This is a genomic window from Enhygromyxa salina, from assembly GCF_002994635.1.
Lineage (GTDB): Bacteria > Myxococcota_A > Polyangia > Nannocystales > Nannocystaceae > Plesiocystis > Plesiocystis salina_B.
On the sequence record NZ_PVNL01000064.1, the window covers coordinates 1 to 21,838 of the forward strand.

A 21,838-nucleotide genomic window follows, 5' to 3' on the forward strand; every position below is an offset into this window, starting at 1 on the left:
TCGCGTCACCGCCCCAATACTCCGCAGAAAACCGCTCCTCGAGCTGCTCCGCACCCAAGAACGCCCCCGTGTGAAACCAGCTCTTCGTGTACACCGGCGGCTGGTGCAGCTGCTCCTCCACCGCGTCGAATTGCTCGAACGAGAACAACCCCGCATTCGAAAAATCCTCGAACGACTCGGTGTCCCAGCTCTCCACCATCCCAAACCCTCGAAACTCCCGCTCTTGCCCGTCGAAGTACCCGTGGTGGTACGCCACGTGCTGCACGTACCGCTGGCGCGTCACGTGATCAATGCTCTCGACCCGCTCGACCACCTGCACCGGAAACGGCAGCTTCGTCGCCCATGGCTTCCCGGCTCGCCTGTCGGCCAGGTAGAACTTGGTCGACGGCGCGTACGCAACCTTGGTCTCGGCGCCCATGTTGTTGCGGGACCCGATCAGCAAGTGCGGCTTTTGCCCACCCATCAGATCAATGTACCGAAGCACGCCGCCGCGCCCCGAGCTCAGCGATGACGACCACACCAGGTGCCCGTTCCCGGTCCCCTTCAGATCCACGACCTCGGCCCAATCGACGCTGCGCACGCCCGGGAACCTCGAGATCTGCTCGGCCGCCGCAAAACCGTTGCCGCACAGATTGCGAAACAAGGTCGCCCCGCGATCCCCGAGGTACAAAATGTCCGTCGCCCCGCTACCGTCGACGTCCGCGAGCCGCACCCGCGCTGGATCGAACAGGTTGCCGGCGGCGAACGCTGACAGCCCGCGCATGCGGATCATCGGGCCAAACCGCCCATACCCGAGGTTTGCCCAATACACGCACTCGCCGTTGCGGATCCTGACGATGTCGACCAGCCCGTCGCCGGTCATGTCCGCGAACTGGATCGCCGTGCGCGGATCCGAGAACAGAACGCCCGAAAGCTTCCCCAGCCCTCCTGCTCTGTCCGCCGAAAGAACCCCGGCGCAGGCGCGACGAAGCTGACGAGTTCCTTGCGACCGTCGCCGTCCACGTCCATGAGCTGCGTGCCCGCCATGCCCAGCGTCGTCGGCCGGGTGGGCAGCGCGACGATGAACGCGTCGAGCACGTCGGCACACAGCTTGCGGTCGTAGCCCATTGCATAGCGCAGCCGCCACGGCAGCGAGCACACCCACTGCCGCACGGGGACCTCCGGGAACACCTCGTCGATGAGATGCGCGGCAACGTCGGACATACGCCGGCCGAGGCACGACGGGCATAACCCTCGGCGCTTGCAGGAAAACGCCACGACCAACGACTCGCCACATTGCCGACAAACAAAGTGGGCGAGACCGTGCTCGAGCATGCCGCAGCGCAGGTATGCCTCGAACTCCTCGACGATGAAGTCAGGCAAGCCGCCGGCCTGCTCGGCGCGCTCGAGGAAAGTCGGCCAATGCTCTTCGATGAGCTGGTACAGCCGCGTCTCGTCGGGCCGGCGACGCTGATAGCTGTCTCGACGCGGAGTCGTCGAGCACGGTGAGGGAGCAGCCACGACCAGCTGCTCGGCCGTCGTGCTCAGGCTTTGCAGCGCTCACGCGTGAGCCAGCGAGGTGTCCGGGATTTGGGCCACCCTCGCTTGCGGGAAAGCAGCCTCGCCGAGTCACGCCGTGCACACACCGAGCGGTGCGTGCCCGGTCCAAGGCGCTGTGAGCAAAGGCGGCCCATTTTGGGCCACAGCCGATCCTGCAACTGCTGGCGCGGACGGGGCTGTGTCTGCCCGACAGCACGCCGAGAATTGAGCGAATTCGACCCGAGCGGGCGCGGACGGTGCGAGACATCGCCGAGTTGCGCCCGAGTTGGGCTCGTGCGGCCAGGCGCTCTCAGGGGCGCCCGCCCCCCACTGTCACGTAGTGTGCCCGCATCGCCGCGTGAAACCGGGGCACATACTCCGCGACCCACACGGCGAGCTCGTCCGCCTCCTCGCCCGAGCGCACCGGCTGTTTGCTGTGGAGCTCGTCGCTGAGCTCGGGGCGCGGCGGGTTGTTGCGGTATCGACCTGATGGGCGGACAAAAGCCGCATCTGTTGATAGGGACCTGCAACAACATGGGCGCCGAGACCAAGGTTGCGTACGTGCCGTCGACCAAGTTCTACTTGGCGGACAAAGCGGCGGGGAGGTTGTGGGCGACCAAGCTGCCGTTTTCCGTGCAGGTGATCGAGCGGGTCGAGTCGATAGATTACGTCTCGCGCCAGCGCTACGTGCAGCATTATGCCCTACCATCCGAATCGGCGAACACCCTGGGCGACATGGTCGCCAAGCTGATCTGGACTGCGCTGTTCGTGTTCCTCAACGGGATCTTCGTCGCCGCCGAGTTCGCCCTGGTCAAGACTCGTCCCGCCCGCATGCAAGCTCTGGCCGACCAGGGCGACGCACGCGCCAAGCGTCTGATCGGCATGTTTGACGAGCTCGATCTGTACCTCTCCGCCTGCCAGCTGGGGATCACGATCGCCAGCCTCGTGCTCGGTTACCTCGCCGAGCCTGCGTTCGCGGCCCTGATCGAGCTGGCCGCGGAGTCCATGGGCTTCGACACCCACGACAACACGACCCTGCACGTGGTCTCGTTCGGCCTGGCCCTGACGATCGTGACCCTGCTGCACATGGTGCTCGGCGAGCAGTGGCCGAAGATCTGGGCGATCCACACGGCAGAGCGAACCTCGTTGCGGCTGTCCTTGCCGCTCAAGATCTTCACCATGATGTTCAAGCCGCTGATCGTCGTGGCCAACGTCCTGTCCAACGGCTTGCTGCCGGTACGTCTGCGGGTCGTACGTGTAGTTGGTCGTCGTGGTCGGGCTCGAGCTCGAGCCGTAGACCACGGACTCTCGCTGGCCGCGGGCGTTGTAGGTGATGTCTCCCACGACCGTCTCGGCCGTGGAGCTGCCGCGGTGCTTGACCTCGACGGCCTGCAGCGCGCCGCCCTCGTCGTAGCTGTAGATGACCTCGATGTCGTCGGGCGAGATCGCCGTGAGACTGAGTAGCGAGCCTCTTCTTTATCGCGCTCCTCGTCTGTCGTCGGATTGCGGTTCGCTGGACGGATACTACATGCCCTTCGGGCGGGGACCCCCCTACCCAAGCAGATGAATCGAGCAACCTGATGGATCGGCTGCAAATATGTCGAACTCAACGCGCCCAGCCCCGTGCGACCATTGCGAAATGATCCCTCGCGTAGTTGACGATGTCACTTCTCGCTCCGCTCGCTGATAGTCGACATCGTCAAAAGGGAAAGCCATTGGCGTGCGCATAGATTCTAGGTTGTATCGCCAAGAATTGCGTGCGCAGTGCAACAGATCACAGAAAGCCATGCCAGGATGCGCAATTTTCACCGCAATGCTACACAAACGATTTTTTAATTTTGTATTGCGCTTCAAGGCCACTGTTAGCGCCTGCGGTTCACAGTCGAGACTGCGCAAGTAGTACGCAAATTCCCGAACGGGAGCACTTACATGCTGTTCTAGTTCGTTGGCGTTGGGATCGAGCGCCACAACATCAGCAAGGGTGAACCGGTAGCTGTCCCCTTTAAGTATCCAGCTGAATGTCCCGTCGGAGTGGCAGGTGATCACAGGCAGCTTGCCTAGGTACGCCACCTCCTTCTTGGACTTGATTCGCCACCTCAAAATCGAGTTTTTACCCGATTGCGATACCTCAGCAACTTCCGCGCGCGCGCATGCAATGCGTGAAAGCGCATGAAGCAGCATGTCGATTTGCTCTTTCTGTACGGTCATGGGCTAAAGTGGAAGGTGAGATTTGTAAACTCAGACAATTCGGCCAGCATCGCTTCGCCCGTACCATCAATTAAAATAACATTGCCCGCCGTGTCAACTATTGCGTTGACGACATGCCCCACATCTGTCGACGCGGTTTCAAACGTAAGAATGCCAACGCTGCCTGGGCTCCGTGACATAGCGACAACCATCTCCTCAAATGTGCCTGCCGCCACCGTGTCAGTAAGATAAATCTCAGGCATGAGCACTTCGAGCAGTTCATCGGTCGCTGTCAGACCCTGCTCGACTTCGGTAATTGCCTCCGCGTGGACACCAACCCCTTGCAGATTTCGAGAGATCGCAATCGTGTTCGCGGCACAGGCTTCACTCTCGGCGAGGCCGACTTCCGCGACTGTCAATCCGCTGGGCAGCAGAGCCTCAGCTTCCGCAATCATTACCTCGACTCCATCGACGGTCGCAACTGCTCGCAGGTCAGCAATAGCCTCGCCAGCGAGAGGTGTGCCACCCTCTAATGCGCCGACAAGGGTGCGCGCTCCGTTTACCGCCGCTGGCTCCCCCACGCCGAGGGCCCCTAGCATAAGGATGAAGAGAAGGGCAAAAGCCTCTGCTTCAGCCGTCACTTCATTGTTGAACACTGGCTCAAACTCCGTTCCCTCTGCGAGTGCGGCCACACCACCGAAAGCGGATTCGTCCACAATCTCCGCAGCCATCACCTCTCCGGCGGCGACCGTACCCAGTGCAATCGTCGTCGGGAGTTCCAGTACACCTTCAGCCTGGGAATTAAGCTGATCAAGGGAGTCGAAGGGTGTTCCGTGCCCATTTGGACTGGGGCTTGGATTGAGCTTTCGCCGAACTCCGTCAATGCGTTTAGAGGCTTCCCCGATGGGATCTTTTATAAATGCTTCGGCTTGCTCCAACAACCCCGGCTTTGTTGTCAAGGTACCCGATTTGTCCGCTAGTGTTGCTGAATTGTCGGTAGCGTACATCCAGCGATTCGGTCCATCTCCGAGTCCGATCGGGTCAGCCGAGACCCATCGCCCCAACCAAGGAGCATAGTAGCGGGCAGAGTGGTACGCGAGCCCCGTCTCCTCGTCGCGCTCCATACCCGTATAGCGGTAGCGTTTGGCCGAGACGTCGATGCTCGTGTTCACAGCTCGGTACGCGCTCGTGCCGTAGGAATGATACTCCTCGTAGGAGATGACCGCTCCGCTCCCGTCGACCTCGGTCGCGGCGGAGCCGAGGTGGTTGCTCAGCTGGTACCGCCAGACGCCAGTCGGACCCCCGACCGCAGAGCCGCCGTCGACCGTCTTGGTCTCAATGATGCAGATGCGACCGGTGTCGTCGCTAATGTGCAGCGACTCCCGCTCGAGGTCGAGCGTGTCGCTGATGCTCCTGCGATAAATCTCGAATGCGCCAATGTAGATGCGCTCCTCGGTGGTCGCGCCGGACTTCTCCACGTACTTGCGGCTGCGCATGCCGCCCGCGTACTGGAAGTAGACCGTCTCCGTGCCCACGGCGACCTCGCGCAGCTCGTCGTCGTGGTTCCACACCATGCTCGACAGGTGCGGCATCGCGGTCATGTTGCCGTGCGCGTCGTAGGTGTACGCGTGCGTGTACGGCCCGTTTGCCGGATCTCCGGGAGCGGACGTCTTCTCGAGCCGGTTGCCGTAGGCGTCGTATTCGTAGTACCGAGTCCAGCCACTCCCCGAGGCGGGGATGTGCTGCATCTTCAGAATGTTGCCCACCTCGTCGTAGGTGAACTTTTGCGTGTACCGCCGCATCGCAGACGGGTCACTCGTCATCGGCTGGGCACCGATCGTGATCTGCACGTCCGTGCGCTGCGTCGTGCCTTGCGTGCTGTGCTCGCGGCCCGTCGCTTCTATCAGCCGGTACGTCGCGTCGTACGTATACGAGTTCGCAGCCTCGACCACGGAGTTGTTGAAGTAGACGGTCTCCTGCGCGGTGTCGCGGATGTCGGTGATGTTGCCGACGGGGTCGTAGTGATAGTGTAGGCCCTGCAGCGTGGCGTCATCGCTTCCGCGGACGGTGGTGAGCGACGCGAGCCGGTAGGTCTCCAGGTCATAGGTGTACGTGGTCGTCGTGGTCGGGCTGGAGGTCGAGCCGTACACGACACTCTCGCGTTGGCCGCGGGCGTTGTAGGAGATCTCCCCGACCACGGTCTGCGCGGTGGAGCTCCCGCGGTGCTTGACCTCGACGGCCTGCAGCGCGCCGCCCTCGTCGTACGTGTAGCTCACCTCGCTGTCGTCCGGCGAGATCGCCGTGAGCACCCGGTTCGCCGCGTCACGCTCACTGCTGGCCGAGAACGTCTCGGAGTCGAGCAGCGAGGTCGCGGCGGTTGCCATCGCGGCAATTGTACTCTCGCCCAGCAGCGCGCTCCAGTCGGGCTGGGTAGTCTTGCTCGTGACGAGCTGTCGCTGCTCTTCGAGCGGGTTGCCCTTGAAGTCGAACTCCACCGTGGTGGCCACGCCAGCGCCGTCGTACACCCGATACACACGACCGACGTGGTTGGTGTCCTCGGGCGTACTGAGTAAGTCGCCATACACGATGCGCCCCAGCAACTTCTCCGAGCCGCTAGACACGCTGACCGTCCGGTCCACCGGACGGCGCAGGGTGTCATACGAGTACGAGAAGCGCTGGCTGCGGCTGTCCCAGTTTCGCATGGGTTGCCCCAGCGCGTTGAGCAGCGTGTACCGGTCGCCCGCGTCGACGCTGCTGACCACCAACGACTGCCCGAGCATCCCGAACGTCCGAGACTCGGCCGTGTTGTCCCGCGCGTCGATCACCTCGAGCACGTGCCCCTGGATGTCCAGCACAGACTTCGTCGTGTAGTACTCTGAGTCCCCAATCAGATCCTTGTTGTGGGCGACCGACAAGAACGGCCGCCCGAGCGTGTCGAGGTGCACGACGCTCGGCGTGCCGTGGTGGTCCGCCGCGAGCAACGCGGCCCGCTTCTCCGCGAGCAGGCCGACGTCGGCGCCTTGGTAGCTGATCCGCGCCGTGTGCCAGTCGCTGCCGATGACGGTGTCGTTCGGGTCGTAGCTGGTGTGCTCCCACGGCGTGAACTCCACTTTGGAAAATGTGGCGTTGGGCAGGTCCGTGCGGATCAGCCGCCCCAGCGGATCATAGTGCATCAGCGGCGTCACACCCTGCTCGACCAACTCGGCTTCGTCCTCGTATATGTGGGAACTAGAAAAGTACGGCTCATACGCCTTGAGCACGTTGCCCTTGTTGTCCTTGACGACGCGACCGTTGCCGACCCAGCGCACGCTCGGGCTGGTGTCCTCGTATTGCAAAACATCATCGACGAACACGAGCTCCCCGTTGCCATCGCGCTCGGGCGCGAGTCCTGGTCGGGCCTGCACCTTCGTCATCACGACGCCACCGGCACCACCAAAGTAGTTGTACGACCCGAGCCAGCGGGTGCTGACGTCCTGATGCGTCTCGCGGACACGCATCTTCGCCCAGTTGGGCTTGCCGGTGTTCTGCCAGGCGAACAGGTCGTACTCGAACGTGCTCGTCGGGTCCTCGAGCGTGTCACCGTCGGTGTCGCCGACCTTGCCCATCACCGCGGTGGCGGTGACGAACCCGAGCACGTCGAACGCGACCTGGCTGCGGTTGCCGTTCGCGTCGGTCAGCTGCCAGGGCCCGAGCACGCGATAGTCGTGCTCGGCGCTGGCCGTGTTCCCGAGCGGGTCGGTGCTGCTCACGGTCAGCAGCGCGTGCGCGTCGTAGGTGGTCGAGTAGACGTTGCCGTACGGGTCCTCGACGGATGTGACCGCAAAAAACTTGCTCGCGTCGTAGCTTGGGTGACCCGTGCGAACCCACCACGCGTCATCGGCGAGCACGTACTTGCCCTCGTCCTCGAGCTCGGCGTTGGTGGGCGCGCCAGTCAGCCCGCCGAACACCGACTGCCGCTGGGACTCGGTCATCGCCATCGCGTCACTGTCATACGCCAGCGCCTTGCTCTGCACGACACCATGGGCCAGCGGCGCGGACAGGTCATCGGCGAGATAGCGGGTACGGCTGCGAGTGAGCAGGCGCTTGTCGATGCCGTTCGACAGCTGCCCGTCGTAGGCCACCGCGTTGGCCGTGTCCGCGGCGTCGCGTATTGCCTGCCAGGTGAAGGCATCGTCCCCCGGCGCCGGGAGCCCGTGCAGCTCATAGCTACGCGCCTCGACCGGCACGCCCAGCCGCAACACGTCGTCGCTCGCATCGAGGTGCACGACGTCTGTCTCACTGAGCGTCGCGTGGCACACACCCTGCTCGTCGAGCACGAAGCTGCGCCGCGGGTACACGACCGCAGCCGAGCGCAGCGCCGTGCCGTAGTCGTCGACCTCGAGCACGAAGCTGTGCGCGATGCGAGGGTCCGCGGGGTCGCGCTCATACTGGTAGCTCAGCGCCTCGCGGTCGTGTGCGAGATACACCCCATACACGTTCGGCCCGCGACCCTGCACTTGCCGGACCTCAAAGTTCGCCCCACTCACCGTGAACGGCTCGTCCTCTTTGTCGGACCCATCCAACGCATAGACCTCGGTCCGCAACGTCCGCCCCGCCAGCGCCCGCGTGGCCTCGCGCGCGTCGGCGCCGTTGAGCCCACTCGGCAACACGCTCCTCGGCAGCACGAACGCCGCCGCGTCACCCGCCCAATACTCCTGCGCGAACCGCTGCTCCAGCCGCTCCGCCCCCAAGAACGCCCCCGTGTGAAACCAGCTCTTCGTGTACACCGGCGGCTGGTGCAGCTGCTCCTCCACCGCGTCGAATTGCTTGAACGAGAACAACCCCGCATTCGAAAAATCCTCGAACGACTCGGTGTCCCAGCTCTCCACCATCCCAAACCCTCGAAACTCCCGCTCTTGCCCGTCGAAGTACCCGTGGTGGTACGCCACGTGCTGCACGTACCGCTGGCGCGTCACGTGATCAATGCTCTCGACCCGCTCGACCACCTGCACCGGAAACGGCAGCTTCGTCGCCCATGGCTTCCCGGCTCGCCTGTCGGCCAGGTAGAACTTTGTCGACGGCGCGTACGCAACCTTGGTCTCGGCGCCCATATTGTTGCGGGACCCGATCAGCAAGTGCGGCTTTTGCCCACCCATCAGATCAATGTACCGAAGCACGCCGCCGCGCCCCGAGCTCAGCGATGACGACCACACCAGGTGCCCGGTCCCGGTCCCCTTCAGATCCACGACCTCGGCCCAATCGACGCTGCGCACGCCCGGGAACCTCGAGATCTGCTCGGCCGCCGCAAAACCGTTGCCGCACAGATTGCGAAACAAGGTCGCCCCGCGATCCCCGAGGTACAAAATGTCCGTCGCCCCGCTACCGTCGACGTCCGCGAGCCGCACCCGCGCTGGATCGAACAGGTTGCCGGCGGCGAACGCTGACAGCCCGCGCATGCGGATCATCGGGCCAAACCGCCCATACCCGAGGTTTGCCCAATACACGCACTCGCCGTTGCGGATCCTGACGATGTCGACCAGCCCGTCGCCGGTCATGTCCGCGAACTGGATCGCCGTGCGCGGATCCGAGAACAGCACCATCGGCTTGCTGCGATCATCCCCCGGGTTCGGCACGAACCGCGGGCTCTCGAACCCGTCGGCGCCCTTGCTGCGGTACCAGACGAAATCCCGGCCACGATCGATCAGCAGATCAGGGAAGCCGTCCCCGCACAGATCGATCATCTGCAGCCGCGGATCCTGCCAGTCGATGTTGGGCACCGAGGAGAACGCCCGAAAGCTTCCCCAGCCCTCCTGCTCGGTCCGCCGAAAGAACCCCCGCGCAGGCGCGACGAAGCTGACCAGCTCCTTGCGACCGTCGCCGTCGACGTCCATGAGCTGCGTGCCCGCCATGCCCAGCGTCGTCGGCCGGCTGGGAAGTGCGAGCATCGGCCCAAAGCGACCATCGCCGAGTCCCCGTTTAAAGTACCACTGGCCCGCCTGCTCGGCGACGATCCCCGGCAAGCCTTCGCCATCGAGATCCATGAGCCGATACTGCCGACCGTCGATCCCGGCGGGCAGGTTCCTGAGCGTGCCCGGATCATTGATCTCGTGCACCGTGGGATCGATGATCGGCTCGCTGTAGTCGAACTCGAGCGTAGGCAGCTGCGCGACCTCGAAGTGCTCGGTCTGATCATCGCGCCGATAGCTGCGCTGAATCACGCCGGTGATCCGCGTGAGCGCCGGCCCCTCGTCGTGGATGAAGTCCGTCGACGCGACCAGGTACGGCGCCGGCCCGAGCGCCGCGGAGAAGTGGTGAAACATCAACACCCGCCGGCACAGCCGACGCGTGCGCAGCTCAAAGCCCGCGCGGTTGGTCGAGAACGTGTCTTGCCGCGCAGACCACTCGCGGACTTCGGACGGCGAGACCTCGAGTTGGTCGTCGTGCATCACCCCGTGCTCGCCATAGTCGAGCACCACCTCGAACAGCCAACCGCCCTTCACGAACGGCGTCGCGTTGCTGTACTTGATCCGCTTGAGGTAGCGCTGCGCCTGCACGCTAGTCTTCGCCAACCGCGGCCGCTCCTCGAGCGCGCTTTGGTCCACGCCTGCCAGATCCTCGGGCTTGTATTCGTAGACCACGATATTCCCGCGGTCGTCGTGGCTCTCCTCGAGCAACCACGAGAACACGCGCTTGGGGTCGCCAGGATCCGAGACACGGCCGAACGGCGTCACGCCATAGAGACTCGTCACGTTGTCGGGCGTGATCGTTCGCCAATGCACCTCCCCAGTCGCTTGCGACGTCCACCGCTCGATCCTGGCAAACCCGCCCTCGACCCGCGGCATGAAACGATGAACCCGGTGCCCGTCGCGAACCTGCGTCCAGACCTCGCCCTGCTCGTCGAGCGCGTGCACCAAGTCCTCGACGCCCGCGAGCACGAACGTGTCCCGCCGCTCGAGCTTGGGATCCTGGTCGCGGTACTCGGGCAGCCCTTTGTCGGTCTTGCGCGAGATCGCAGGCACCCCCAGCATCCACCCCAGCCCGAATGGCCCGTTGCCGAGCCCAGAGCTGTAGCTGAGCGACAACGAGGGCCCAAACCCGCCACGCCCCGGCGAGCTGGCGACCGGCACCGACATCGAGCCGCCCCCGGTAAACGGGTTTGGGGAGAACTTCTCGCCGATGCTCCGCAGGGCCCCACCGCCGGTCGGCAAGCTGATCGACGGCGCAAAGCTCGAGGTTGGATCCCCTTGTCCCTCGGGCGACTGCGCGCCGCCATACGGCGACTTGAACACCTGCGCGAACGGGTTGGCATCGGGCTTCATCCCGGCCCCGGGCGCGTCGCGGCCCGGGAATGTCCCAGCGCCAAAGGGCTGGCGAGGTTGCGGACCCTCGATCGGGATCGAGGGACCCGAAGTCATGCCGGGGCGGTTGGTCTTGTCGTTGCTCATGGCGGCAGCTCCCCAGCGTGATCAGGCGTCGAGCGTGTAGCGGACGATCATCAACATCCCGGCGACCTTCGTGCGATCCAGCCGCGTGCCGTCCTTGATGTTCGCAGGCGCGGTGTCGTCGGCGAGCGAGAGCGTCCACGTCCCAGGCTGCTCCGTGATCACGCCGGTGTCCCCGATCATGAACGCATCGTCGTCCGTCTGCACGAGATCCAACTCCGCAACACCGATCGACGAAGTGAACGATAGGTCGTCCCCCGCGTCGACCCCGTCGGGGAGCAGCAGCGCAAACTCGACCCGCTTGATCTGCACGCCCTGCCGCCGCGCCAGGTGGTCGAACTCCTCCAGCTCCACGGGCAAGCTGAGCACCTGCGGCCCTGAACTGGGCGTCACCAAAAACTGCTCCCATTCGTTGGGGAACGCGTCATGGACCACGAACAGTCGCATCAGCTCCGCACCTGCAGCGGCACTGACTAGCGACGCTAGCGCGCTCTCGCTGGCTTCATCACGCAAATCCGTGCCACCGTCCCGCGCGCTGTAGTCGACGTGCAGCACGACGTCGGAGATCGTCCGATAATCGAACTGGCGCGTGTCGCTGGGGAGCGTCAGCTTCCACTCGCTGATCGCCCCCGCGTACTCGAACGGCAGGTACCGCTCGTCGCGGAAGTCGAGGTTGAACAGTCCGCCATCCGCGACGGCCGTGCTCGTGGCGATCGCCTTTCCTCCGCCATACCCGACGCGAAAACGGTCGTCCGGCTCCTCCGTCTCTGGGTAGTCAGACAACGCGTCAGCGTCGATCCGGGTCCGATGCCGCACGAGCTCGAGTCGGGCGCCGAGGCTCGTGTAGGTCCCGACCACCGCAGGGATCGTCAGACGAACCGCCCGGATTCGCCGCAGGTAGTGGCCGGGATGATCGAGATCAAACAGCAGCTCAGGCAGCGAGATGTCGCAACCCCCGGTCTCTTGCAGCGTCCGCAGCTGAACTGGGTTGAGCTCGGCCAGTGACACGCTCTTGCGCAGCTCGAACTCCCGTATATCCCGATCCATGTACGCGAGGTCGAGCCGCTCGAGGTCATGGTTGAGGCGCTCACCGGCGAGCAGGCCGTTGCGCAGGCTGTCCCAGTAGCCGTGCTTGATAATCGGTGGGTCGTCGCTCGGGATCGCCAGCTCGAGGCGATAGGCTCGCTCGGCTCGTTTGGCGAGATCGCAGGCCAGCTGGTACGTCTGGAAGTAGAGCGTGGAGAGCTGGCCTACCATCCAGTCGTAGAGTTCGAGATTGGTGAATTTGCCGCGCATGTAGCGATCGAGGTCGCGCGACTGCTCGGCCTGGTGGTCGTGGTTGTCGAGCTCGCGGGTGGCGATGTCGCGGCGGATCTCGGCAGCGATGATGTCACGGTCGATCCGGGTGATCTCCCTTTCGGCCTGCGAGAGCTGTAGATCCCAGTCCTCTGAGCGGCGATTGTAGCCCGCGGTGATCGCCGCCTGATTCGCGTGATAGGAATACTCAGCCGAAGCCATTGACAGGATCGTCGAGTTCGCGCTCATCATGTGCGCTAAATTGAGCCCACCGACCTCGGTCGAGACCGAACCCGGTGGAATGGTGATCTTGAACTGTGGGATCATTGAGACGATGGCCCCGAGGGCGCTCGTCGCAGAGGCCCTCTGGCCCCACTTATTCGCTTTCCGTGCAAGCTCGAACTGCCGGTTTTCCCGCTCCGACAACCCGACTTTTAGGAGCTCCTCGTAGTGTTTTTTGCGGGCGTCAACGGTGGCCTTCGCGGCTTTGAGAGAGGCGATCGCCTGCTGCGCCTCGTCGATCTGCTGGACCCGTACGTCGCGGACACGGTCGAGCATCTCGAGTTCGTGCTCGGTCCGCAACCGCGCGATACTCTCAGCGTCACGCTTCTCGAACGCCGCGAGCAGCTCCCCGCCCAAGCTGCGCAGCGTGCCCGTGAACGCCATCGCCCGCGCATGGACCGAGCGGAACCGATACGGCGGGAGCCCTGAGTCGAGCTCGGCGAGCACCGAGCGAATATCGACGCCGGCCGCCGTCGCACGCACCAGCAGCCCCGGGTCGATCGGCGGCTGGAACAGCGGCAGTTGACGTGCCACGCCCTCGATGTTGCGACAGTGGCGGATCTTCCACAGCCGGTCCTCGATCGTGTCCCAATACTTCAGCAGCTCGGCGTTCGGCGGATAGCAAAAGTACCAGAACCGCGACACGACGGGCACCCGCACCCACGGATCCGAGGGCAGCGCTGGCCCGCACCCGAGCTTCTTCGCGCCGTCGCTTGGCCAGTGAATATAACCCTCGAGTTGGACCAAGGCGTTGGAGAACGCGTCGAGCCCGGAGTCGGCGAGTTGGTCGAAGCTCTTCGCGTCCGTCTCCGGGCCAGGCACCGCATGAGGACGCGGGCCGAGCAACTGTGCCACCAGGATGTACAAAATCGTGGCTTCGTTGATCGACTCGATCGTATCGCGACGATACAAGCTGTCCGCCCACTCGATCAAGTTGTTGATGTACTTGCGCAGCAGTGTACGTTGATAGACGCCGTCTCGCACCCTGGCGACGGCGTGCGGGTCAAATGGATTGTGCTCCCAAGCCTTCACCTGCGCCATGAATTCCTTGACCGCGGTTGTTTGCTTCGCTTGCGTGGTGCCGATGCCGAGCATCAACTCCAGCTGGTCCTTCGCCAGTGCCCCTGATTGATCGACGAAAGGCTTGAGCCGCCAAAACTTCGAGGTCGTGGTCTCCTCGGGCAGGTCGACGACATCGATCGGGTTGAAGATCAAGTGGTACCACTCCCGAGCCTCTTCGAAACGTTGTTCGGTTGCCAGCTTGCCGGCGATCAACATCGGCACGTGGAAGAACAGCTCCCAGTTGTAGATGCCGTAGGGGCTGTCGTAGCGAAAATCGAACTCCTCGATCGGTGGGTCTCCTTCGGCGACGCCGGGCCAGAGAAACAACTCCTCTACCACGAAAGGATTAAACGCGCCTTGTTGCCGGAAGAGAAATGAGTTTGGCGCGGGGGCATACAATCCCCGAAAACCCTCGTTGGCGACCGCCTCGACCATGGTGCGCGCTGCCGGATGATAGAGCGACTCGAACGCCAACGTGTACTTGGTCTTGGACAGGGGAAACGGCGCCTCGATGCCCTGCGAGGTGTTCGCGGCCTGACTGTCTTGTGTCGCCTTGTATAGGATCGCGGCCGCGTCAGTGGTTGGGGCAAGGGCCGGGACGACCCCGTCCAGCAAGTCGTATCCCGCAAGTTGTTCCGGTACGCCGCTTGGCCAGGTGTTGATCTCTGTCACCTCGTCGTGGAGCTTCTGCGCCCACTCCATCTGAGGAACGGTGCGCAGGGGTTCTCGATACTCGAGAGGGGGACACTCATCGTAGTACGGTTGGATCGTGAAGCCGGCTACAGCGTCGACATTGCCACCGTCGTCTTCACTCACTGGAAGACCACCGTCGGGCACCGGCTCGAGCAGATACTTGCGCTGAACATCGTCGTAAACGACCGGGCAAAGCTTCGTATTTTCGTGCGAAGACCAGACGTCGGCGTGGTGGATCGCGGCCGCGGGAAGCTTCGCGTTTGAACGCGACATGAACACTGGTCCCTGGAAGCTGCCCTGAGCAAACCGAAAGCCCAGGACTTCCGATGGATCGGAGTACCGTTGACCGTCAAAATGGTACCGAACCTGTAGCGAAATGACGCCGGGGTCATCCAGCATATGCGATCCCTCGACATGGTCGGTCCCCGTGAAGTCACTCCCACCCCATCGGACCTTGCCGTCTATCGGGTTGAATCGGAAGTACTGCAGCAGGCGCACCCGGCCTAAGATCCAATCGGCGATGATGAGGAACAGCGATCCTGATGTATCTGCATCGAGGCACATGAGGTGATGGCCAGGCCTCGTTGATACTCGTTGGTCAGGAGCGCTCTGCTCGGAGATCTGCACCTTCCCCCAACCATCATCGGATCGCTCGACGTGTCCGATACTGTAGCGGACGGCCTGGACGTTGGCGGACGTGACGGTCGCGAAGGAGTTGGCCCAGAACACGTGAACCCTGCGCTCGCGAACGATCAACGCGACCGTGCGAGTGTCGATCTTAATCGGTATCGTTTCCCACGGGTCCCACGCACCGTCCTTGCGCCGATGCCTCAAGAACCACTCGTGGGGTTGGGCGCTCGTGCGCCCGAGGATCCAGGTTTCGCCGCCGTAGAAAGGCTGGCAGACCCCCGCGATTTCCAAATTCGACACGCGAGCGAGCTGCTCGAGGTAGCCGATCAGCGCCTTCTCCACCCGCGTCTGGTCGAGCGTTCCCTGCATGAGCGTGGCTTCGAGCGCAGCGAACTCCGGCGTCTTGTTTGAACGCAGCTCGGGCTCGATCCAGTTCTCCGGGTACAAGAACACCTTGCGGTTGGCCTCCCAGACCCGGTAGTTCTTCATCCACTCCCAGCGCGCGATCGCGTCGCTGGCAAACACGACGTCGTCAACCTCGAGATGCAACAACGCCCGATGGATGTAGATCTGCACCGAGCTGATCGCCTGCTTGATCCGCGACGTCTGCATGCAGGCGCTCATCTCCACGTCGATGAGCAGGTGCTCGAACACCGCGTTGCGATCACGCAAGCTCGGAGCCACAGATGTAGCGATCACGGCGTCGACCAGCGCGTCGCGTTGCCGCTCACGAATCGTGTCTCGCAGCGGCGCGGCGACCTTGGCCCACCGTGACTCATCGTGCTTGGCCCGCGCCGCGGTCTTGATCGCGGTGGCCTTGGCCATGGTCATCGTAGGTGTGGTCCAAGCCAGCAGCGTGTTGGCGTCGACGCCGAGCCGCTCGCTGGTCTCGGCGATTTTCCACAGGCGCAGCAGCGCGGCCTCGCCGGCGAGATCTTCCGACGCGAAGCCCAGCGCCGCGGCGACGGTCGCCAACGCGTTGGGCTCCCAACCCGCGTGGTCGGCGAAGATCGCAACGCCCTCGGCTAACGCAGCGCCAGCGATAGCCACGTGGCCGAGCTCGCCAGCCCGAAACAGCTTCCGCAAGCTCAGAGCGCCTCGCAGCTTGTCCCACGCGTCAAAGCTCGCGCTCGGCTCGTTGGCACCCAACGGCAGGGCGTTGAAATCGAGCCACTCACCAGTTCCCGAGTAGCAAAATGCTTCGTCGGCTCGGAGCACGAACCGTCCGCCGAGCATCGCGGCCTTGGCTAGCCGCGTCCACGCGGCAAACTCGTTGGTGTGGCTGAGGGGCGTGATGCCGGCTGCGATCGCGTCTTCGTCGGCGAACGCGATCATGAAGATGTCGCCGAGCGGCACCTCGTCTTCGGGGTCGGCGGTAGGATCGTGGAGCAACGTGAACGTGAGCGTATCGGCGAGCGTGGCTGGGATCTGAAAGCGGCTGGCGATCGAGTCGACCACGAGCGCGCGGCGGCGCTGAAAGCTGACGACCTGGCCCAGCAGCCAGGCCCGTCGCGCCGGTACATCCAACAGGTAGTCGTCGCTGTCCACGTTGACGAGGACATCCTTGGCGAGGCTCGCGTCGAGGTAGGCCGAGAGGTGGTCGTCGATGTGCTCGTGTTGAGTCAGGACGGGTGCGGTGCTGATCTGCACAATCTCCAGCGTGGTGATGACGTCAGCCTCGACCAGCAGGTTGGCGAGATTGGTCGCCAACGCCTTGCCATCCGGGTCGGCGAGGCCAGCGGATTCATCGATGATCGTGGCCAGACCACGGGCGAGCGAGGCCAACTCTCGGCCGGTGCGCTCGTCGTCGAAGGGCGCGTCACCCCTGTGCCGCAGTAGCCAATCGAGCTCGAGGATCGACAGCCCGCTGGTGCGGATACCCTCGAGGATCGCCATGAACTCGAGGGTTGCCGCGGGGCTAGCAAAGGGATCTCGACCAGTGAGGCCCTCGCTCACGCCCGCGAGGATCGCTAGCTCGTCTAGGCTCAGCCGGAGCTGACGTGCGAACAGTGCGCAGCGAAACAGCGCAGTGAGGTTGGTGAAGCTGAACGCGTCGCTCGCTAGATCCGGGTTGCTGATCAAGGTTACGAGCTGGGCCTCTTTGAGGCCGATCGCCGCGAGTACGATCGCTCGTTGCTCGGGCGTCATGACGCCGCCTTCCCCCTGCAGCATCCCCCCGGAGGCGGGGTTGAACTGCGACAAGGTGGAGACGCCGATCTTCTCAAACTCCTTGGACAGAAAGCGCCGCCGGTACAACGCGCGCGGCGCCTTCTCGTACTCACGAGGGTCGATGACGTTGGCCCACAACGTCGCCAGCTCGTCCCACGCCAGCCCCAGCTGCTCGTTGACGCGGACCATGTCTGCCAGCTTGCGAAGCGCGACGTGATCGAGGGTGCCGCCGCAAGCATCGACGATCAGCACGTTGAGCATCCGCGCCGGGATGCCACAGCGTCGCTGCAGACGGGTCAACCGGTGCAGGCGATCGAGCTCGGGCGCCTCCAAGAATGCGATCGACGCGTCGTCGAGGTTACATGTCTCGTTCCACTGGAAGGCGATCGCCCCACTTGGGTCGACGAAGTCGAGCGCCAAGTACTCGCGCAGCTCGTCGAGGGTGTAGCGGCCGCGTCGAAGTAGCTCGCCGATATCACGTTTTTCGGGGTCTGCGTGCGTACCATTGAGCACGCCAACCCAGCTATTGTCAGGCACGCCCGCGGCGAAACCCCAGAACTCGCGGTCATCGTCAGACGGATTTCCCTCGTAGGCCCCGGCGATAATCGTGAACTCGGTCGCGTTGAGACCGAGTACCTCGGCCGCCCGCGTGTCGAGATACGCGCCATCGGGGAATTTCGGCTCGTAGCGGGCGATCAGTTCGCTACGGGGGACCCCGAGGTGGCGTAGGTACGTCTGCGCTTCGACCGTCGGCAGCGAGAACGGCAGGCTCCACGGGAACACCAGCTGCGTGATCGGGGGAGCGGGTTCATCGTCGTAGACGTCGTGCTTCAGGTGCTCCGGGTGGATCCGCAGCTCGTTTTCGGTCCAGGTGGTCTGGTTCGAAGATCCATCGAGCGTGTCGGTGAACTTCGCCTCGAGCAGCTCGTTGACCAAGTCGATATACGGTAGCGGGGTGTTGGTGTTGGTGCAGTCGAGCAGGATGTGCCGGATGTCCGGCCGCCGCTCGCTCAGGGCCTCGAGCGCGTTGGCGGCCTGTTTGGCTGGCCGCTTGCTCAGAAACGCCAAAAGATCCGCCAAGTATGCGGCCGGGCTGAACACCGAGCGACAGTGTTCACACGCGCAATAGTCGAGGTTGCCGAGGATCGTGGAGAGGTCGGCGAGGCCGTGATCCGCGTCGGCGAATTGCTTGGCGCCGGGGACGGACAGCACACCAAAGTCTGCATCGGACCTGCTGAGCGCGAGCTTGGAGGCGAGCGTGATCGTCGCGCTGTGGATCTGCGTGGCCTTGTCCCAGATACCGCCCGCGAGCGCGTCTTGATGGTGAACGTCATCCGGCAGCTGCGGACCAAACACCTGCACGAACTCTTGCCGTGTGTAGCCGACAACTTGGGCGGCCGAGGTGATGCCATGATCCAACAGTTGCTTGGCCGTGTCGTAGCGACCGATCCTGGGCGTCATTCGATAGACGCGCTGCACGATCTCGAGGTTGGCGCGCGCTGCCGCCTGATCCGCGGGATCGATACTCTGCCACGGCGTCGACGCCTGGTCGAGATAGTGCGAGATCGTGGACCGAGTGATGTCGAAGTCGACGTTGTTGCTCAGGAACGTGGCGACGTGGGCCGTGTTCGCGGGGGCGCTCGCGCTCAATTCGTCGCGCGCGATCGCGTGGCTGAGGTACGAGGTGGGGTAGGCGTCTTCGACGATGCGGCTGAGCGCGCGCGCGTAGGACTGCCGCTGTTCGACGGGATCGGCACCCGGGGCGTCATCAGGTGCAGCGATCTCCCAAGTGACCAGAAAGCCGTCCCAGTCAGATGCACTCCACGCGGCGAGGTCGCGGACCGTAGAGATATTCTCGGCGCCTCGCTCGGCCTGAAGCCCGATGAGGGTTGGGACGTGGGTTCCAACCAGCGTCGCGGCTTTGATCGTGAACTGGAACGTCAGGGCTCGCGTTTCGTCGAGCGCGGTCGTCAAGGCCGCCCAGAAGTCCGCCAACGTCCCGGTCCGCGCAAACCACAATTCCATGAAGGTCTGTTGATCGGCGGGATCCAAACCGGCGGTGTCGAACAAGGTCCCCTGGTTGAGCGCACCCGGGGAGCTGTCGAGGGCAGCTTCAACCGCGAGTTCACGCATGGCGGCGACCTCATCCGCGACTTCGGCCGCGAGCGCCGACTCCGAGCCATCGCCGGGGGCACTCGAGATTCGCTGCATCCACGCGCTGCGCAGGGCACTCTCCCAGGCCGGGGCGCCTGCGCGCAAGAGTCCGAGCAAGTCGGCCGGCAGGCCGGCGCGCATGAACGCGTAACAGCTATGGGCTTTGATGGTGCGTCCATCGGCGAGCCGGTGGGCCTGAATGTAGAAGCCCAAATGAGTTGGAAACACGTCGGCGCGGCCAGCCAACCACTCGATACGGTCGACCGGGATGTCCTGGGGCGGGGTCGAGCCGAGCACCGGCGCGAGCTTGGCCGCCACGCGATCCCACTCGCTGCTACCGAAGTAGGTGCCCTCGCCGAGCACCAGGTCGACCACCATGGGTTGCGTCAGGTCGCTGATGAGCGGTGACTTGACCGTGGTCGTGTTGTCGGTGGCCTGGACGAAGATGTCCCATGGCAGCGCGGGAGCGGACGTCTCGCTCCAAATAATAGTGTATGCGCCACGACTGTCAGTTTGCGCCGAGGACCCTTTTAGACGGGGCGGATCGATGAGGTCGAAGACCTCGAGGATGCTGACGGTAGCGTTGACGACAGGGGCGCCCTTCATATCGACCACTCGGCCGGACACTGTATACGTTGGCATGTGGTTTGATTGTCCTGATCTGGTCGCTGGTTGGAGCCGTCACACCCGAGCGCAGACCTAGCCGCGACGATGGTCAGTGGCCAAGTCTGCGAATTTTGGTGTGCGCGAAAACCTAACAGATGTTTTACTGAGGTCGAGACGAATGTTGATATTTTTTGAAGTTCACGACGTTGGTGTCGAGTGAGCGATCGCAGCGACATGACGTGAAAGGTTCAAAGATCGACCACACGATCGACTTTGCGGCGCCGCACCGAAGGGGTGGTTCAATTTGGGACACGTCATCCCGGCGACCGGCCCGGCGGCTGGTCGTCCCCGAAGGTCATCTGGTCGGGTCCTCGACGCGCTCGTCGGCTCGCTGGCCGGTGGCGCGGCTCACCGATGTCGCCTGGAGGCCGCCGGCCTGATACGTCGCCGACGACGTGCGATCATCGAAATTGCTCGATCGCTTCATCGACCACGGCTTGGCCAACTGCGCGCTGCGAACGGGTCCGAGCGCCGCGGCGACGGGCCAAAGGTCGCGGTCGCGGGTGGTCCCGCTGTCCAGCTCCCTCGCCGGACGGCTACGTGCTCCGCCTCGTGCGGTCGGCCGGCATGGCCGCCGAGACTCGCGCTGCACTCTCACATCTGCGCCACACCTTCGGCACGCAGTGCGCTGGTCGCGGAGTGTCAGCTAGCCCAAGTTGGACACCACGATGGTGCAGCTTCGCTTGGTCGCACCTGACGACGCGACTCCTGTCTGATCGGCGCGCTACCAGGACTGAAAGTCGTTTTTTGGCGCCCGTGACCCCAGTCCGGTCATGGAGGTCTAAGATGCCCCGGATGGCCGGCGCAGACGACTCGGACGGACAGGCGGGACACAAGCGCGAGCTCCCGTCGGCGATCGGTCGGTTCGAGGTTCGCTCGCTCGCGGGGATCGGCGGCACCTCGATCATCTACTCGGCGTGGGACAGCGAGTATCAGCGACCCGTCGCGATCAAGCTGCTACGTCATGATCGATCGGCGCGGCGCGACACCCAGGCCAGGTTCCTGCGCGAGGCCAAGACCATGGCGCGCCTGACCCACCCCAACATCGTGCGCATCTACGAGGTCGGCACCCACGAGGGTCAGGTGTTTCTGGCGCTCGAGTTCGTGGAGGGCAAGACCCTGCGCGAGTGGGTCGAGCTCGATCAACCGGAGGTCGGCGAGATCATCGAGCGCTACCTCGACGCCGGGCGGGCGCTGGAAGCCGCGCACGCGGCCTCGGTGATGCACAGGGACTTCAAGCCCGACAACGTGCTGCTCGGTGATGACGGCCGCGTTCGCGTGCTCGACTTTGGCCTCGCGCGCAGCACTCGGGGCACTGATAATTTTCAGACGCTCGAAAATTTGACCCCGGGTCTGCGCGACGCGCTGGCCGAGGGGCCCGACCTGCTCGCGACGATCGGGTTCTCCGGCACGCCAGCTTACAAGGCGCTCGAGCAACACTTTGGTCGCCCCACGGACCCGCGCGCGGATCAGTTCGCGTTCTGTGTGACGGTCTGGGAGGCGCTGTACGGCGAGCGGCCGTTCGAGGGGCGGTCTGCCAGCGAGATCGCCCGCGCGATCGAGGCTGGGCGGATCAAGCAGCCGCCCGCGGAGCGCCTCGCGGGTGTGCCACGGCGAGTGCGAAGCGTGCTCGAGCGCGGACTGGCAGCGGAGCGGATCGATCGCTGGCCGTCCATGACCGAGCTGCTCGCGGAGTTGGAGCTCGCGTCGAGAGCTGGGCTGCTCACGCGGTTGTTTGATGCGCTGCGCGGTACCTAGAA

The 21,838-nt window shown here is 64.0% G+C and carries 7 protein-coding genes; 2 read left to right on the forward strand and 5 right to left on the reverse strand.

Features of this window, described 5'->3' with window-relative positions; genetic code table 11:
• Both ENSA7_RS17175 and ENSA7_RS17180 read right to left on the reverse strand, forming a co-directional pair.
• Positions 1-862, reverse strand: an 862-nt coding sequence (locus ENSA7_RS17175) for a toxin TcdB middle/N-terminal domain-containing protein (RefSeq protein WP_280524014.1), incomplete at its 3' end; no start/stop codon positions are given.
• Positions 859-1,500, reverse strand: a complete 642-nt coding sequence (locus ENSA7_RS17180; RefSeq protein WP_181233824.1) for a transposase zinc-binding domain-containing protein — start codon at positions 1,498-1,500, stop codon at positions 859-861. The genes ENSA7_RS17180 and ENSA7_RS17175, both read right to left, overlap by 4 nt.
• A gap of 507 nt (positions 1,501-2,007) precedes the next feature.
• On the opposite strand from ENSA7_RS17180, the gene ENSA7_RS17185 reads away from it, so the two are divergent.
• Complete coding sequence (locus ENSA7_RS17185; protein ID WP_106090383.1) at positions 2,008-2,982, forward strand: CNNM domain-containing protein; 975 nt, start codon at positions 2,008-2,010, stop codon at positions 2,980-2,982.
• An 87-nt stretch (positions 2,983-3,069) separates the two neighbouring features.
• On the opposite strand, the gene ENSA7_RS42290 is transcribed toward ENSA7_RS17185, so the two are convergent.
• The 3 genes from ENSA7_RS42290 to ENSA7_RS17195 are packed head-to-tail and all read right to left on the reverse strand — an operon-like array spanning position 3,070 to position 19,790.
• Positions 3,070-3,726 carry a hypothetical protein gene (locus ENSA7_RS42290; RefSeq protein WP_146157795.1) on the reverse strand — a complete coding sequence of 219 codons (657 nt, stop codon included), beginning with the start codon at positions 3,724-3,726 and terminating at the stop codon, positions 3,070-3,072.
• On the reverse strand, positions 3,723-11,129 hold the full coding sequence (locus ENSA7_RS17190) for a SpvB/TcaC N-terminal domain-containing protein (RefSeq protein WP_106090384.1): 7,407 nt from the start codon (positions 11,127-11,129) through the stop codon (positions 3,723-3,725). The genes ENSA7_RS42290 and ENSA7_RS17190 overlap by 4 nt, the downstream gene beginning before the upstream one ends.
• Positions 11,130-11,150: 21 nt before the next feature.
• Entirely contained in the window at positions 11,151-19,790 is an 8,640-nt protein-coding gene (locus ENSA7_RS17195) for a Tc toxin subunit A-related protein (protein WP_146157796.1), read from the reverse strand.
• A 1,083-nt stretch (positions 19,791-20,873) separates the two neighbouring features.
• On the opposite strand from ENSA7_RS17195, the gene ENSA7_RS17200 reads away from it, so the two are divergent.
• Positions 20,874-21,836, forward strand: coding sequence for a serine/threonine-protein kinase (locus ENSA7_RS17200; protein ID WP_181233825.1), 963 nt, complete (start codon positions 20,874-20,876; stop codon positions 21,834-21,836).
• The last annotated feature ends 2 nt before the right edge of the window (positions 21,837-21,838 follow it).